7 protein-coding genes are annotated in these 17,718 nt (G+C 40.9%); 6 read left to right on the top strand and 1 reads right to left on the bottom strand.

What is annotated here, in order from left to right; genetic code table 11:
• The first annotated feature begins 321 nt into the window (after positions 1–321).
• The 4 genes from GNIT_RS07335 (at position 322) to GNIT_RS07350 (ending at position 8,874) form a co-directional block, all read left to right on the top strand.
• Positions 322–5,016, top strand: a complete 4,695-nt coding sequence (locus tag GNIT_RS07335) for an EAL domain-containing protein (RefSeq protein WP_041246343.1) — start codon at positions 322–324, stop codon at positions 5,014–5,016.
• Between the two features lie 161 nt (positions 5,017–5,177).
• Positions 5,178–6,848: an AMP-binding protein gene (locus GNIT_RS07340; RefSeq protein ID WP_014108536.1), complete on the top strand. Its 1,671-nt coding sequence runs from the start codon at positions 5,178–5,180 to the stop codon at positions 6,846–6,848.
• A 465-nt stretch (positions 6,849–7,313) separates the two neighbouring features.
• Positions 7,314–7,724: a type 2 periplasmic-binding domain-containing protein gene (locus tag GNIT_RS07345; protein ID WP_014108537.1), complete on the top strand. Its 411-nt coding sequence runs from the start codon at positions 7,314–7,316 to the stop codon at positions 7,722–7,724.
• A 10-nt stretch (positions 7,725–7,734) separates the two neighbouring features.
• The gene (locus tag GNIT_RS07350; RefSeq protein WP_014108538.1) at positions 7,735–8,874 is read left to right on the top strand and encodes a topoisomerase IV; all 1,140 of its coding nucleotides are present in this window, start codon (positions 7,735–7,737) and stop codon (positions 8,872–8,874) included.
• 97 nt (positions 8,875–8,971) lie between these two features.
• On the opposite strand, the gene GNIT_RS07355 is transcribed toward GNIT_RS07350, so the two are convergent.
• Entirely contained in the window at positions 8,972–9,625 is a 654-nt protein-coding gene (locus GNIT_RS07355; RefSeq protein ID WP_014108539.1) for a dUTP diphosphatase, read from the bottom strand.
• A 532-nt stretch (positions 9,626–10,157) separates the two neighbouring features.
• On the opposite strand from GNIT_RS07355, the gene recC reads away from it, so the two are divergent.
• Both recC and GNIT_RS07370 read left to right on the top strand, forming a co-directional pair.
• Complete coding sequence (recC, locus tag GNIT_RS07365; protein WP_049786983.1) at positions 10,158–13,784, top strand: exodeoxyribonuclease V subunit gamma; 3,627 nt, start codon at positions 10,158–10,160, stop codon at positions 13,782–13,784.
• A gap of 3 nt (positions 13,785–13,787) precedes the next feature.
• Positions 13,788–17,717 (top strand): UvrD-helicase domain-containing protein, encoded by a 3,930-nt coding sequence (locus GNIT_RS07370; protein ID WP_014108542.1) that lies wholly within the window; start codon positions 13,788–13,790, stop codon positions 17,715–17,717.
• Position 17,718 lies beyond the last annotated feature (1 nt).

Consider the following 17,718-nt stretch of genomic DNA (forward strand, 5'->3'; position numbering starts at 1 on the left):
ATACCGCAGTTTCAGACATATCCAAAAACCATAAATGCAAAAAGCATAAACACTATGATACCAACTTGCAACAAAGCATATTTCGTTTGTGTTCCAGGCTGGTTTGTCGAAGTCTTAGCTAACTATCCATATGCTGGCTTCATGACGAAGCCTCCGTTATTGCGTTAACTTGAAACTTAATCCGCTTTTTTGCAATCATGCGAGACCTAAAATGTTTGATATTGATTGCACTTTAGTCGAAGACAGCACAAAATGTAGCCGTATAGCGTTGGTATGTTGACCTAAGAAATTTGCCGTTCAACGGAAATGAAGTGAGTGTTGATGAGTTCAATTAAAAATTTAACATATCAGTGTGTTGTGGATGTGAAGGGAAGCATGGATAAATATAAAACACTCCGTATGTCGCTTTTCCAACACAAGTTAGTGATTGGCCTCTGTTTTTTTGTGGCTTTCTTTTCTTTGACGTTCCCAAGTCCTGCTCTATCTGAGCTAAAAGCGCTTGTAGAGCAACCGCGCCTGTTTCACCTCGATACATCTGATGGTTTGAGCCAAGATACGATTTATGACCTACATATCGATCCATACGGCTTTTTATGGATTGCCAACGAAGAGGGCCTGAATCGTTTCGATGGCCATAAAGTAATTCAAGTACCTGGTTCACAGGGCGAGTTTTTGAACAATCCGGTTTATGATATTTACGAGGACAGTCGCAAAAACTTGTGGATTAGCACAGGATTGAATGGCGTATTCAAGTTAACGCCGCAAAGTAGAGAGTCAGAAAGGATTATCGGCGTTAACTATTTAGACGATCCTGATTGGCTACAATATGCTGACTTAATAACAGAAGATGATACAGGCAACATAATCATTGCCTCTAATCATCAAGTAGACTTGTATGACTACGATACAAATAAAGTGCTTAATTTATTTACGCTTACTGCTGAAGATGTTGCACAAAGCATCCACATTCGAACTGCGCTAAAAAGTGGAAACATGTTACTGATAGGTACATCTACTTCGTTAATATCAGTGAATTTGCTAAACGGCAGCATAAAAAAAATATATTTTTTACCTCCAGCGTTAGAAAGTGATGTCAATAACCAATACGTTAAAAACTTGACGCAAATGCCCAATGGACAACTATGGATTGGCACTGTTAGGGGGCTCTATAGTCTCTCGTTCAGCGAGCTCAAGGAGTTCGTTTTGAGCGATTGGTCTATGCCTACAACAACTATTATCAACAGCGAAAGAAATATTTGGAGTATCCATTTCTTCGATGAACAGACGCTTTACGTTGGCACGGATCTGGGGCTATTTAAAACCGACCTATCGAGTTCAAGCTTTACTTTTGTGTTTGCGCCCCAGCAAGATAACGAAGATATTTCAGATAAGAGTATTAGAGCTATCGAGGTCGATGAAAATGGTATTGTATGGATTGGCACACGTCTGAATGGCGCTATGCTATGGTCTCCCAGCAGTACTAATTTTTCGACAATATATAACACCATCAGCGCTAGACCGGAAAATAGATTAAGCCATAATAATGTGCTCTCACTGTATCAAGAAAATGAAAGTACGCTTTGGGTAGGCACAACCAATGGACTTAACAAAATTGACTTGGGCACAGGACTCATCAAGCAGTTTTTAAAATCAGATGCCGGAGCCGAGCATTACAACTCATCTTACATAACCCAAATACTTAGCATTAATGAAGGTGAGCTTTGGCTTAGAACCGGTGCTGGCTTGGTTATTTTTGATACAAACACGCAGAAAGCTAACGACCTTAGCTACCTAGCGCCGGAATACAAACATCTGCTTGATAGTTATTCCTACAGTTTGACAAGAGAAGGGCGCTCAATTATCTGGTCTCTGACTGATCTTGGCTTAGTTAGATATGATTCAACTAATTCCACAGCGCAACTTTTCGACTATGAACAGTTGGGTATTAACGGCGACACGACATTTGCAACGCTTGGTTTTGATATTCGCACATCTAATCTCTTGCTAAGTGGCTCAGCAAATCTACTGGGATTTAATACCAATACTCATAAAGTTAGCATTTTACACTCGGTGAAAATGGATGGTGCCTCTCGTTATATAACCCCAACAAGTTGGGTTAGAGATTCGAAAAATAATTTTTGGGTATCTTATGCAGGTAAAGCCCTTTATCAATTGGACGGCAACAGCTTCGCACAAATTAACGAATTCAATGCCAGCAATTTTTTAACGACCAACCTTATTTACGGACTTGCATTGGATGAGCGCGATAATTTATGGTTCAGTTCCCATTCGGGAATTCATGAGTTTAACCCACAGACTAATCGTCTCTATACCTTTCAATATATGCAAGGTGTGTCATCTTCAGAATTTAATGAGGGCGCATTTACGATAATAGCTGACGGTCGATTAGCGTACGGTTCTACAAAAGGCATTACACTTTTCGATCCTGCAAAAGTGTCATCTATGTATACCGGTGACAGCAGAGCACCAATTATTACCGAAATAGAACTAGCCACAAGACGCCTCAATCTTCCCTATAAAAACCTTAATGATAGTGAAATTGTCCTTGAGCACGACGACATGGGGCTAACCATACACTTTTCTTCATTAAATTTTGGTACGGCCGAAGCTGAGCGATTTAATTACCGCTTAGTGAGTAATGATAAGGTTATTAATTTTCCTGGTTCAGTTTCAAACAAAATAGAAATTTCAATCCTTGGGTCAGGTCACCATACATTAGAGATTTATGAAATCGGTGAAAACGCTGTGCCTTTGCGAACGGCTAAATTACATATTCAGGTAAAATATGCTCCGCTGTGGTCACCATTAGCGATCGCGATTTATGCGATCCTATTTTTCTCTGCCTTGCTCTGGTTTATTGTTAGACGCAACAGGGTTCAAGCTTCGCTGGCCGATGCTAATAAGCAGATTTTGCTCTACAACAATAGACTGACGAGTGCACTTAAGGCTAGTAATTCTGATATATGGGAGTGGTCATCAGAAACAAAAAGAATCAATACACCGCGATTGCGCAACGAATTGGGCTATAACAAGAATGACACTGAGTTTGAGGACCATTTATCACTGATTCATGAGGTTGACCGTCTTCAGTATTTGTCAGCGTGGCGGCAGTTTATTCGGGGTGAAGAAGAGTTGTTCGACAACACTTATCGAATGAAACACGCCAATGGCGACTATTTATGGTTCAGAGACGCTGGCAGTATTTCTAGTGCTGAAAATGAAGTTATTACGGTAACTGGAACATACACTAACGTGACTGAAAATATTGCGTCGAAGGAACGTTTAAAGTTATTTGGTGACGCCTTTAAACACACGCGTGATTGGGTACTTATTTTTGATCGTGAAAAACAACCTTTGGGGGCTAACCCGAGTTTTTACAAAGCCTTTGGCATTAGTGAAAATGTCGATTTTCAGTCTCAATTGAAATATATCATTGATAATCAGGAAGGAATAAAGCAGCGGTTTATTTTAAAACTAGCAGGCTTGAAGCCCGGTGAACATTGGAAAACTGAATTAGAATTTGTCGTTGCCGGGACCAAAATGACAACGCTGACCGATGTGAATGCAATTGCGGATGAAAATGACGATAGATTGATAGAATATTATTTAGTTATTCTGACAGACATTACCGAACAAAAGGAAGCGCAAGAAAGTTTACTCAAAATGGCTAACTACGATGTGCTTACAGGGCTTATTAATCGTTCTTTGTTGATTGAAAAGTTGAAGCAATCAATTTCTTACGCCAGAAGACACGGCACAAGTTTATCTGTCATATTCATTGACTTAGATCGCTTTAAACCGATTAACGATACATTTGGTCATCAAGCTGGCGATAAGGTGATTGTGGAAATAGCGCAGCGAATTAAGCATAAGCTGAGAGACAACGATATCGTCGCCCGTCTAGGAGGTGACGAGTTTGTTGTTGTTCTCGAAGAGACGCAAGAAATAGAGAGTGTTAATAATGTAGTGCAAGAATTGCTAATTCTTTTAGAGCAGCCTATTTATATCGGAAGTCACTCTGTCAGCGTTTCTGGAAGCGCCGGTATCGCAATGTATCCGGACGATGCAATTGACGCTGAAAGCTTGCTAAGGAATGCTGATGTTGCCATGTATAGCGCCAAGGAGTTAGGAAAAAACGGCTTTCAACACTTTACGGCAACTATGAATGAAAAAGTCCAATTAGATATGTTGCTACAAAACAAACTTAAAGTCGCTGTTGCCCGCAATGAGTTTGAAAATTACTATCAGCCGATCATTGATGTTAAAAATAAGAAAACGGTGGGGTTTGAAATGCTCATGCGTTGGCATAGCGATAATGAAGCGATATCGCCATGCGTTTTCATTCCTATTGCTGAGCATCTGGGCTTAATCGTTGAAATGACGATAAAAGCAATAGAGCGAGGGCTTAATGATGTTGCAAAATGGTACGAGCAAGGTTTTCGTGGATACATGGCAATTAACTTGTCAGCGAAACAGTTTTCTACTCGTCCTGATTTCGAGAAGATCCTACAGTTGTTGAACGACTATGGGTTGCCAGCGTCATGTTTACGCTTCGAAATAACGGAGGGCTTGTTAATTGATAACAATGACAAGACAATAGATTATATGCATGAAATGCGCGCTTTGGGCTTTAAAATATCATTGGATGACTTTGGAACGGGCTACTCGAGTTTGCGTTATTTAAAAGATTTTCCTATTGACGTGTTAAAAATTGATAAGTCGTTTGTTGACCATATTGGCGTTGATAAAGGCACGGAGTCAATTATTGAATCGACCCTTATAATGACAAAAATGCTCTCGATGGACACCGTTGCTGAAGGCATCGAGACACAACTGCAAGTCGACTTTTTCAACAAAACTAACTGCCGCTTTTTACAAGGTTTTTATTTTTCGAAACCTGTCAATCATCAAAAATGTTATGAATTGTTACAAAAAGACTGGTCATACAAGTTCACTTCCAAAAAAGACAGTGATAAACCTCTCTTAAAGTTATGATTTTATTAAATTAAACCCTTTTTAGCATCGGCAATATTAATTGTAAGAAAACAACTGTTCGTAAAAAATTGATAGTAAAGAGTGTAAAAATCGGTTGTATATTCCTATTATTCGCGCATTATTATAGGCATGTGAATAACTTGTAAATGACAGGATGGATTATGCCGTTAGATGATGCCAATTTGATTCCTCAAGAAAGTGTGGTTTCACCTTTATCAATGCTATACAAATGGGAAAAAGAAAAGCCCGACAGCCTATATATGACGCAGCCAAAAGGTGATGTTGAGCTTACTTTTACTTGGGCTGAAACTGCAAGGGAAGCCCGTAAAGTAGCCGCTGCCCTAAAGGCGAAAAATTATCCCAAAGGAAGTAGAATTGCATTATTGTCTAAAAATTGCGCACATTGGGTGATTGCTGATCTTGGCATTATGATGGCTGGGCATATTTCTGTCCCGATTTTTGCCACCGCGGGTAAAGATACAATAAGTTATGTCTTGGAACACGCTAATTGCCCGCTTATTTTTGTAGGAAAATTGGATAATTCAGACGCGCAAGAAGAAGCCGTTCCCGAGACTATTGAGAAGATTGGTTTTCCTTATCCTGGTGCTGTTGGGAAAGCGTGGGAAATATTTACTGATATAGAGCCGTTAAGCGAAAGCCCGGTCCCTGATATGAACGAGATAATGACGATCATATATACGTCAGGAAGCACTGGACAACCGAAAGGCGTTGTTCATACCTACCAAACTATCTGTTGGGCAGCACGAAATTCACTAAATACCTTGTCTGTAAATGAAAACGACCGAATTGTGAGTTATTTACCACTCGCTCACATAACAGAAAGGGTGCTATTGGAGCTTGCCAGTTTTTATTCTCGTATACAAATACGCTTCGTCGAATCGTTAGAAACGTTCAACAGAGATGTAAAAGCGTGCCAGCCTACGTTGTTTATTTCAGTTCCTCGTTTGTGGACCAAATTCCAATTGGGCGTGTTGGCAAAAATTCCGCAAAAAAAGCTAAGCTTTTTATTGAGCATTCCTATTGTGGGTAAAAAAGTGGCCAAAAAGATCCGTAATGAGATGGGGCTAGGCTCAGCGAGGCTTTGGGCCTCAGGTTCTGCACCGCTTGCACTAGCAACTATTGATTGGTTCCATAGCATTGGCGTGGATATTTCTGAAGGTTGGGGAATGACCGAAAATAGCGCTTATGGGACGAGTAGTGTGCCATTCAGAACGGATAAAATAGGTTGTATCGGAAAAGCCTACAATGGTGTTGAAGTAAGAATTGCTGAAGACGGCGAGATTCAAGTCAGTTCGCCTTGCAACATGGTGGGGTATTATAAAGAGCCAGAAAAGACAGCTGGCGTATTCACAAATGATGGTTTTTTACGCACCGGAGATAAAGGTGTCATGGATTCTGAAGGTTACGTTAAAATAACGGGTCGACTAAAAGATATATTCAAGACAGAAAAAGGCAAGTACGTGACGCCAGCTCCGATTGAAGCGAAATTAATGGAGAATGCAATTATAGAGCAAGTCTGTGTTACTGGTACAAATTTGCCACAGCCTATTGCGCTTCTAGTGCTTTCCGAACATGCTAGGTCTCACAACAAAGAGAGTATTGTTGAAAGCCTGCAAAACACACTAACAATTGTGAATAGTGGCCTTGAAAGTCACCAACGTTTAGATCGAATTGTTGTGTTTAACGAAGAGTGGTCGATAGAAAACGATTTATTAACCCCAACCTTAAAAGTTAAGCGTCACGTAATCGAAGAAAAATTCAAATCGGTAATTTTGACGGACCACAAAGATAGCGTGGTCTGGAACGATTAAGTTTTATGTTTTTATAAGGGCAGCGTTAGCTGCCTTTTTTTTGAGCAAAATTTATAATTAGGTATCAATACTTATACATTAAAGTTCGGGCTACAACCGTACAATTCTCACATTGGTTTTAAGGTCGATTTAACAATAACAAACGACCTTATAATTGGTAAGCCTTCTGTTACTGGCAGTCTGCTCTCGGCGGCTTCAATTGAGGTTATCGTTAATAGGATTAGTTACTACTACGCGATGTTATTAAGCAGTGTCGTTACAGTCGTCATCTGCTCATAAGGTCACTAGAAGGTATTTGGAGCGTTCTGCAATGGATCAAGATGTAGCTCCTAAAATTAATAAGTAAAGTCGAAAAAGGATGAACGGTTTCACTGAAAACACGAAACTTTTGTGTCCAATAACTATCTATTGCCCAAAGAGTTTTCAACTGTTTATCAATTACACTGTCAAATAGGAAACTCAACTATGTTGAAAAAAATGCTCATAGCAGCCACCTTGTTATTTGCAACAAGCTCCGTTCTAGCGGAACTTGTAGTCGTCGTAAACCCCGCTAATGCCAACACACTAGATTCCAAAACGGTGCAGCGCATATTCTTAGGTAAAGACAAGAAATTTGCCGATGGCAATGAGTCGATTGCCGTAAATCAAAGTGCTGATACACAAATAAGGCAAGATTTTGATGAGGCAGTGCTAGGGCGCAGCTCAAGCCAAGTCTCAGCGTATTGGTCAAAGCTTGTTTTTACAGGCAAAGGCATTCCGCCGAAAGAAGTATCGAGCGATGCAGAGGTGATTGATTTAGTCTCAAAAAATCCGAGCGTAGTAGGTTATATCAATAGAGCTTCTGTGACAGACGCTGTTAAAATCGTCGAAATGTAAGGACGTGAACATGAACAAATTAAATAAAAATTTATCAGTAATTGCTGTTGCAGTGCTAGCAACATTCCAAGCGCAGGCAGAAATTCGCATTAATGGTTTCGCTAACTTAACTGGCGGCATCACCAGCAGCGACGATAGTCTATATGATTATGACGATAACGTTAGTTTTGGTGCGCAGAGTTTATTTGCGATCCAAGTTAGTGGTGACATCAATGATAAAATGACCGCTACAGGTCAGCTCGTTGCCCGCGGCAACAACGATTATTCAGCAGAGTTTGAATGGGCGTATATCACTTATCAAACTTCCGACAATACCAGTCTCTCTGCCGGTAGACTTAGATTGCCCTTATTCAGATATTCCGCGTCATTAGATGTGGGCTACTCTTATCATTGGGTTGTTGCTCCACAATCTGTTTATGCAGTTCCGTTTAACAATATTGACGGCGCTCGATTCGATTATTCTGGCTACACTGGAGACTTGGAGTACACATTCCAAGTAACAGGAGGCAACGTAGAAAGTGAATTTACTCTAGCTGGAGCGGATGCGGGATTGTCGGTTGATAATGTCATTGCTCTCACAGGTGATTTTGCTTACAACAACTGGAAATTTCGAGGCGTTTATGCGACGGGCAAAGTGACATTTGATATACCGGCTTTAGCACCTGCTTTCGCGCAGCTTGGGCAGTTGTCTGCAAGCTTGAGTGATCAACTGCAAGCAAACGCTGATAGTGGTATCTTCTATGGCGGTAGCATTGAATATGATGCATTTGATTGGTTTGTAGCGGCTGAATATACAGGTGTAGAGGTTGAGGATTCTTTTTACCCCGATGAAGTTAACTATTACGTAACTGCTGGTATTCGTTCAGGCAAATGGACTCCATTCATAACCTACGAGAAGTCAGATTTAAACAACGGTCCGAAATTTCTATCTGAAGTAAGCGGTTTCCCTGCAGCATTTCAGCCAGGAGTCACGCAACTTGTAGTCGGCATTCAACAGCCAGCTGTTGCTGAAGATAATACGATATCTGTTGGGCTTAGATATGATTTGGACACCAACGTGGCTTTGAAAGCTGATGTTGTCAAAAGAACCAACGATATTAACGAAAATGAAGATACCTTGCTTCGTTTCGCAGTTAACTACGTTTTTTAAAGTGTTACAAAGATAACGAAGCAATCTCTTCGTTATGCTTGGTCGCGCAATGGCTACTTACTCGTAAGTAGCCATTTTTTTGTCTTGAGCAAAACGCTTAACGAGGGTATCTTTTTTCTAACTGTTGATAAATAACATCAGCATAGTTGTCTAATTCACTATTGGTTTCTGTTAGCACTTCTACCAGGTGTTCGTTGTCTTCCTTTCCATCCCAAATCTTGATGTAAGTCCCTTCTTTATAACCATGATCTTGTCTAAAGAAATTCAAAATATTTTTACCAACATATTGCGAGAATAGGGCACTTGAGTCCATCTCAGCTTGTTCGACAATTTTTATAAACAACGGAACGTCGAAGCGTTTAGCAACGCACAAGCCGGCCATTAACTCTAAATTTTCAACTAGCGACGCTTCACTAAAGTTAATGTGATTACCGTCGAATGTCACTGCGGTATGCGACTCTAACAAGGCTGTCTCAATTGCAGCAGCGGCTAAGGCTATATCGCCGTTATGACGAATAATTAAGTGCGACAAAGCAAAGTGCCATATATCCACTAGCTCCATTTGCACCTGTGGAAGATCTAGTTTTTGTGCTTTCCACCATTTCCAGCCATGATGCTCAATGGCCTCTACTGACTCAATCATGGCCGCTCTTAAGTAGCTATAACCTGCGGTTAACCATTGTGGATTGACTTTTTTATTCATTCCATCTTGGAGATTAAGCATGGTGTTAAGTTGAGTGCTTGTTAACATCAATCGTCCTTTCAAATTTACGTAAGTTGACAACCCAAAAGCAGGGGAGTTGATTTATAGGTCAATATTGTAGACGTTTAACGTTAACTTTAACACTGGATTAAACAATATCAAGCTGGGCACCAATATCGTGCACAACAAATTACTTTTGCACTATAAAACACCATTGCGGTGATTTTTTTAACATTGTTAATTTTATGCTACTGATTTTATTAACAAAAAAAGTTGGCAATGCTTTTGCTACTAGATAAGTGTTGTGTGTGTTCTCATTACATCCATTGCGATATTTTTGCAATGTGTTGGCACTGAGCACCTTTTGCTCGGTAGACAATTGTCCCTTGTCTACCGAGTATTTTCCTCTCTTTTGTTCATTAAATTTAGCACTCAATAATCTTAAGATCAGTGTTATGAAAAGTTTATTCACGTTATAGTAGGGTCATCTTTGGTCGAAAAATAATAAGAATAATCTGCCTTGCTAACACTCTATCCTTCCAATAAATTAGAGCACTTAAGCTTTCTGCTTCAAGCTGTCATGAGCAATAGCCAGCAACCTATTTTGCAATCTAAAACCGTCTTGGTTGAAAGCACAGGTATGCAGCATTGGCTCAATTTACAATTAGCTGAGCATGCCGGCATTGCAATGAATATTGAATATCCAATGCCAACGCGCTTTGTTTGGCAGCTTTGTCGCGATATTCTTGGGCATGATAAGGTGCCCATGCAGTCAACATATAAGCGAGAAGTGATGCTTTGGCGCATTGAAAGACTGTTGTCTTCAGATGCATTTACACAGCAAAACTTTGAAGCTGCACTCATCGACTATTGGCAGGAAGAAAGCAGCACAGCAGCGGAATATAAGCGTGTTAACATTAGCCGCTTGATAGCGGACACGCTTGAGCAATATCTCATGTTTCGGCCCGAATGGTTGCTAGCTTGGGAGAAAGGGGAGTCTGTCATAGCCGATCCTGAGCAAAACCACGTTGCTCTTAAACACGAAGTTTGGCAGCGATGGATTTGGCTCGAATTAGCGAAGGAAGAACCTAATCACCCAGTGAGACTGCAGCTATTAGCGCTGGAAAAACTCGATAAAAAAAGCCATGTATTGCCCAGCGAAGTATATTTTTTTGCAATAAATACGATGGCTCCACAAACCCTTGCGTTTTTCAACCAGATTGCTAAGTACACTCAAATTCACTTTTTTCATTTGAATCCATGTATTGACTACTGGGGGGATGCAGTATCAGACCGCACCTTAGCCAAACAACTGCAGCAGGGTAAAATTGATGCTTGGGTTGAGCAGCAGGCAATTAATCCCTTACTTAGAAACCTTGGACAGCAGGGTAAAGACTTATTCAATTTATTATCCCAATCTTCTCACTATGAAATAAGCGCGTTTGACACTGATTACCAACAAGAGAGCGCTGCCCCCAAACTTTTACAGAGAATACAGCAAGAAATACTTCAAGGTGAAGCAGGCCAGAGTGAAGCACGACAAGTTGAATCAAATGCGGACGCAGAGGTAATTGATGAAGTTACATTGTGCCGTCCCGAACTAGACGATTCTATTATTGTGCGCTCTTGCCACAGTGCACTGCGAGAAGTTCAAGTGCTGCATGACTATTTGCTGCAGCAGTTTAGTGCGGATGAAACGCTAAGCCCACGAGACGTGTTAGTGATGTGTCCAGCCATCGAAAATTATTCGCCTTACATTGAAGCTGTTTTTGGCAAAAGTATTGCCGAGCTAAACAATACTGAAAAACAGCGTATTCCATGCACAATAGCAGATCGCAATCCATTGGATGCTGATCCTCTAGTTGCTGCGTTTATGCAACTGATGTCGTTACCTGATAGCCGCTTTAGTGTGACTGAGTTCTTGAGTTTTGTACATTTGCCTGCGGTCATGCAAAAGTATTCTATAAAAACATCTGAACTAGACCTGTTCGCTTATTGGGTCAAGCAGTCAAACATTCACTGGGGTTTAGATGCTGAGCATAAATCAGTGATATTGGGCGTTGATAAAGCTAACGATGTGTTTACTTGGCATTGGGGGATGAGTCGATTACTAGAAGGATTTAGTCATGCTGATAATGACCTTTTAATTGACGATAGGCTGCTCGCCTTAAACGAAATTGAGGGACAGCTTGCCGTCACTTTTGGTAAGTTGCTGCACTTACTGGAGAAATTGGCAAGTTATGGTGATTCGCTTAAAAGACTGCGCACAATGGAAGAGTGGAAAGCGTTTCTCTTCGACATGAAAGACAGCCTTTTCGATGCTAGTACTGTTGAGCAATATGCATCGCAGACCATTACTAAAACACTCGGACAATTTTTTGAACATTATCAAATGTCATTGTTTGATAAGCTTGCTCCTAATGTTGCGGCCGATGCGAGTAATGACGCAGAAGTTCAGAGACAATGGTCTTACCAAACACTCCGTCAAGCATTACAAAATGCATTTACGTCACCAGACAGCCAAAATCAATTCATGACCGGACAGGTGACTTTCTGCTCGATGATGCCCATGCGCAGTATTCCGTTTAAAGTGATTGCTGTTTTAGGTCTAAACGATGGAGAGTTTCCGCGACAATCTACCTTCGTGGATATGGATTTGGTCAATCATTTAGGCCGTCATATTGGTGATCGTTCAAGAAGGGGTGACGATAGGTATTTGTTCTTAGAAGCGCTACTTTCAGCTCGCAAAGCATTATATTTAAGCTATCAAGGCAGAGGAATAAGAGATAATAAGAGCAGGGAGGCGAGCCTAGTGCTGAGCGAGTTTTTAGCTTATTTAAAGAAACACCACCAATTCGATAATCTCGTTCAACAACCTTTGCACCCTTTCAGCATTGCAGGGTTTTCACCTGAGCAAAATAACAGTCCTGATGTGCCTAAACAAGTTCAGCAAAACTTCGATAAAGGCTGGTATAGATTGATGACGAGTCTGCATTCCAGTAAGGATGACTCGCTATTTACAAGTCAAGAGTCACAGAATAACCAAGAAAAAACGGTTGCTAGCCAAAGTCAAGAATCAAGGTTAAGTGAAAAAGTGGCATTGCCAGATTTAGTGAAGTTCTTCAAAAAGCCCGTGGAGTTTTTTGCCAATCACAGTCAAGGTTTATGGTTGGACGATATTCAGACAGGCTTATCTGATACCGAACCATTCATTGAAAATGGCTTAGATGTTTATTTGATGAAGTCTGATTTTATTGACTGCATGTTAGAGTGCCAAAAGTTTGGTTTTAGTGAGGAGCAAAAGCAAGAAGCGATGAACTCAATGAAAACCCGCTTGATGCTATCGGGTAAGTTTCCAGATTATCCAAACTCTGAAGAACTTATTGATGAAAATGCACTGCAAAGTCAGAAGCTGACGGATGAATTATCTCAATTTATTTCAGACGACCAACTTAGTGGACAGCTAGCGATATCATCTAGTCTGATCGATTTTCATTTTGATTTGTCAATTACAGGTGGGGCTGTCGATTACAGCCTGACAGGAAATGCTACACGTCATTTAATTGCTACGTGGATAAAACACCTAATTGTATGTGCGCACGGTAATTCAGCTACGTCAGAGAAAACACAGCCTGAGCAAGTAGAGAGTGAGCAAGTAGAGAGTGAGCAAGTAGAGAGTGAGCAAGAAGAGAATGAGCTAGTACCTGCAACTGAGAGTGCGGTCAGCAGCGTTGCTGTTTGTATCGTCAAAAATACTCAATCAAAAACGGTATCAATAAAAATCGAACAATTCAGCGTTATTGAACAACAACAGGCGCTCGCGTATTTAAGCACGCTGCTGGATATTTTTACTCGGGGATTAGAGCGTCCGTTGCTCATTGCGCCAGATCTTGCAGATAAATTGATGTCTGGTATTCAGGCAGATCCTGATTTTGAACCCTTTTCTGCCAGCGCGGATGATTACTTTCATCATCCTGAAATTGCAAACAGATGGTCAACGTTCTTTGACGCCACTAATTTCCCATCGCCGTTTGTCGTGGACAAATACTTTACCCATTACTTTCCGCAATATATTGAGAAAGACAAAGAGACCATTAGTGATTTATTAGCCATTTATCAGCCTCTGAAGAAACATATGTTAACAAAAATCACAGTAAAAAGCGGTGCAAAGAGCGGCGCAAAAACTGCTAGAAAGGGGAGGGTTTAAGCGATGCAACACCTCGACCCTCTTAATCTTGAGCTAAACAGCCGTCATTTGATAGAAGCAAGCGCAGGTACTGGCAAGACCTTTAATATCACTCTGCTGTACGCGCGTTTGATATTAGAAAAAAAGTTATCAGTTCAAGAAATCTTAGTCATGACATACACGCGCGCAGCGACCGAAGAAATTAAAGGACGTGTAGCCGCTTTTTTACTTGATATACACAATGAATGGCATGCAGAAAAGCCGTCTGATTTTACCAAAACGCTAATTGAAAGAGTCGGTATAGAAGAAGGCGAAGCACTACTAACCTCTGCATTGTTATCGCTTGATGAAGCGTCAATTTTCACCATACATGGCTTTTGTCAACGGGTATTAAAGCAGTTTGCAGTCTCGCTGAATGCAGATTTAGAATTAGAGTTAGTTACCGATTCAACAGAATTGATGATGCAAAGCGTGCAAGATTATTTGAGAGTCGCAACGAAAGATGAGGAAACTTTTGGCTTATTAGCTTCAAAGAATTGGCATATTCCGGATGCCTTTTTCAGTGAGTTTAGATCTGCAATTTCTTCAGATTCAGCCTTAACTCAGGTAACAATGGCGCAAGTAGAGAAGGATGAAAGCGCAAATTTAGCGCGTCAACTCTTCCTAAAGACTGACATTATTCAACAGATATTCGATAACTTGAATAAGAGCCAAAGCCTTTTATTTGAGGCAGCAGTTATTGGACACAAAGATGAAGAAAAACGGACGCAAGAGTGGCACGTTCTTATCGCTTGGTTAGACAGGATCCTCACTTTCATCAACCATAGAAAGCAAGCTGATGATACAGATATTAAAGCGTTATTGACCACCCCACAAGAAGTGGGTGATTTTATCAATGGTAATCGCTTTCGTTCTGCACCGGAGGCTAAAGAGCTGTTAGAGCCTCTTAAATTGCTGCGCGCTGACCTGAAAAAGTGGGTTGATCAAAGCGACAAACAACTAGAAAAAAGCGCGCAACTTATAGAGGTACTTGGCGTTGTAAAAGAGGGCATTTATGATATTCGTAAACGCGTTGAGATAGCAAAGAAGAAAGCGCACGTTGTGCTTTTTGACGATCTTATTAGTGTATTTTCAAACGCATTAAAAGGCCAGAGTGCCAACTTAATTGATTCCATCCGCAAGCAGTTCCCGGTTGCGCTGGTAGACGAATTTCAAGATACCGACCGCCATCAATACCAAATTTTAGACTTACTATATCCGAAAGCAGACAAACATAGTCTATTGCTGATGATAGGCGACCCTAAACAAGCAATTTATGGTTTTAGGGGGGGGGATATTTTTGTGTATTTAGCAGCTAAAGATGATGCTGATTATATTTGGTTGATGGACACCAACTGGCGGTCCAGCGCGCAAATGGTAAGCGCTTATAATCGCTTATTTTGGGGACACACACTAGAAGAAACAGAGCCACGTGAAGTGTTCGGCTTCGATATAAACTATGAAATCATAAAATCAACAGCATCGTCAAAATCAGCCAAGACGCCTTTATTCGATCCTTTAGAAACAAGATCCGCCATGACTTACATGCTTGCCTCTGACGGCATTGAAAGCAATGCTAGCGGAGCAACGGAAGATCCACGAAGCCGTGCTGATGGAAAAAGAAAAAAGAGTGAGCTCGAGCAACAGGTTCTTGATTGGAGCGCCCGCGAAATAATGCGTTTACTTAGAGACGCAAAAATAGGTGGCAAAAAGGTTGTGCCTGCGGATATCGCAATATTGGTGAAAGACCGAACAGAAGCATCACTTGTAAAAAATAGTTTGGATGCCGTTGGATTGACGTCGGTTTATTTAAGTGACAAAACACCTTTGTTTTCTACACAACAAGCGATAGAGCTTTATAGAGTATTAGATGCCATATTACACAGCACAAATAGATCGACTTTGGTTGCGGGTGCGAATAGTTCCTTGCTGAACAGTGCGTTATTAAAAAGTTTGGCCACAAACGATGAAACAGACAATGAAGCAAAACGCAATACTCCGACACACGAACAGCAAAAATTAATGGCTGAATTACACAACGACTTAATGCACCCTTCTTGGGATACGTTGGTCGATTCATGCTTTAGCTATAAAGATAAGTGGTTCGAGCACGGTATTTTTAGTTTGCTTCTTAGCTTAATTAAAGAAAACTATGCACCGCAAGGCTCCGCAGAAAGAAGTCTAACAAACATGATGCACTTGGCTGAGGCAATGGCTAAAAATGCAGTATTGAACAAGCTACCAGAGCAACAATTAGCGTGGTTGAGTCACCAAATATTTGACCACGTTGCCGATGAAGAAATGCAGCTGCGTTTAGAAAGTGACGCAAATCTGATCAAAATAGTGACTCAGCACGGTTCTAAAGGCCTCGAGTATCCTCTTGTGTTTGTACCTTTTGGCAATAAATACAAGGATCCGCGAAAAAGAAAGTCGAGCACCATTTTGCACTTTAAATTCCAAGATATAGAAAGTGACCAAGCGATTTATCAATTGGGTGCCACTCATGCCAGTTTAAACGAATATGCAAAGCAAGATCATGCCGAAAAAGTACGCTTGATGTATGTTGCCGTGACTCGTGCCGAACATCGCTGTTATATGGGCTTGGTAAACGATGCAAGTAACAGCGACTCAGCCTTAAATAAAGCCTTAGGGATCCCAAGAGAAACGTTAAACGACTGCAAGTCAAAAGAGCCCGCTCACGCAGATTTAGCTGCGTGGTTGGATAAGCATGTTTTTGAAATGCAGTTCAACACAGCTCCAGATAAAACAATTCCAGATAAAACAACTGAGAAAGATGCTGCTCTCAACAACATCACTTTTGACAAAGACATGCATAGCAATAGTAATGCCGTGAACGTAGATATTTTGCCAACAGTATCAAATATGTATCCAACTGAGAGTATTCATACTATTCCGGTTTTCGTCGATGCAAAATTAACTCATCGGGCGGCATGGGTCATCAGCTCATTTTCAAATTTATCGCGGTTTCAAAGAAGTGACAGTGCTGGCAACTATGATGTGTCATCACCGAATCAGATATCGCTGCATGCGATTGAAACATCAAGCGAACATCGAACGTTCAATATTGACAATATGGCAGAACAGCCATCGAACATTTCAGCAGAGGCGCTATTAGCAAAGCGCACTAAAGATTCAAATACTATTCGGTTTCAACTGGAAAAAGGAGCGGATACTGGAAACTTGTTGCATGATATTTTAGAGCAAGTCGATTTTCACTCACCCGACTGGGAAGATGCATCCGTTGCTGCATTATCTAAATATAAAGCGTTGGAAGAAAATGAAGTTTCAGATCTATTTGAATGGCTAAGTTCTTGCTTGAGAACACCCCTGATAGATGGTTTTTGTTTGGCGGACTTAAACATGCAGCAAACCCTTCGTGAAGCTGAGTTCTACTTTCCTATGCCAAGTTTGAAAGTTAGACATATTGCCACCGTATTGCAAAAATATCGTCAGCACCTGCAGCAAGAAAAAGGATTCTCGGCGTTATCGATATCAATGGCGGACATTCCAGAACTGAGCGGTATGATGCACGGGTTTATCGACCTTATTTTCGAGCATGACGGTAAATACTATGTTGCCGATTATAAATCGACACACTTGGGCGACTCGTACGCAGATTATCATTGCGAAAAACTGAACGAAAATAATCAACATCATTTGTATGACCTACAGTATTTATTGTATTCATTAGCGCTGCAAAAATATTTGCAGCAGCAGCTTGTTGATTACTCTTTTGAAACCCATTTTGGCGGCGTGTTCTACCTCTATTTACGCGGTATGTCAGCTGAAGAAACTCAAGATGGACAGTCGAAGGGCGTATTCTTCGACAGAGTCGATGAAAAATATCTTCAGATGCTTGATACTTTATTCAATGCAAATCAGGCGGGGGCATAAG

The organism is Glaciecola nitratireducens FR1064 (genome assembly GCF_000226565.1).
In the GTDB taxonomy this organism is placed as follows: domain Bacteria; phylum Pseudomonadota; class Gammaproteobacteria; order Enterobacterales; family Alteromonadaceae; genus Glaciecola; species Glaciecola nitratireducens.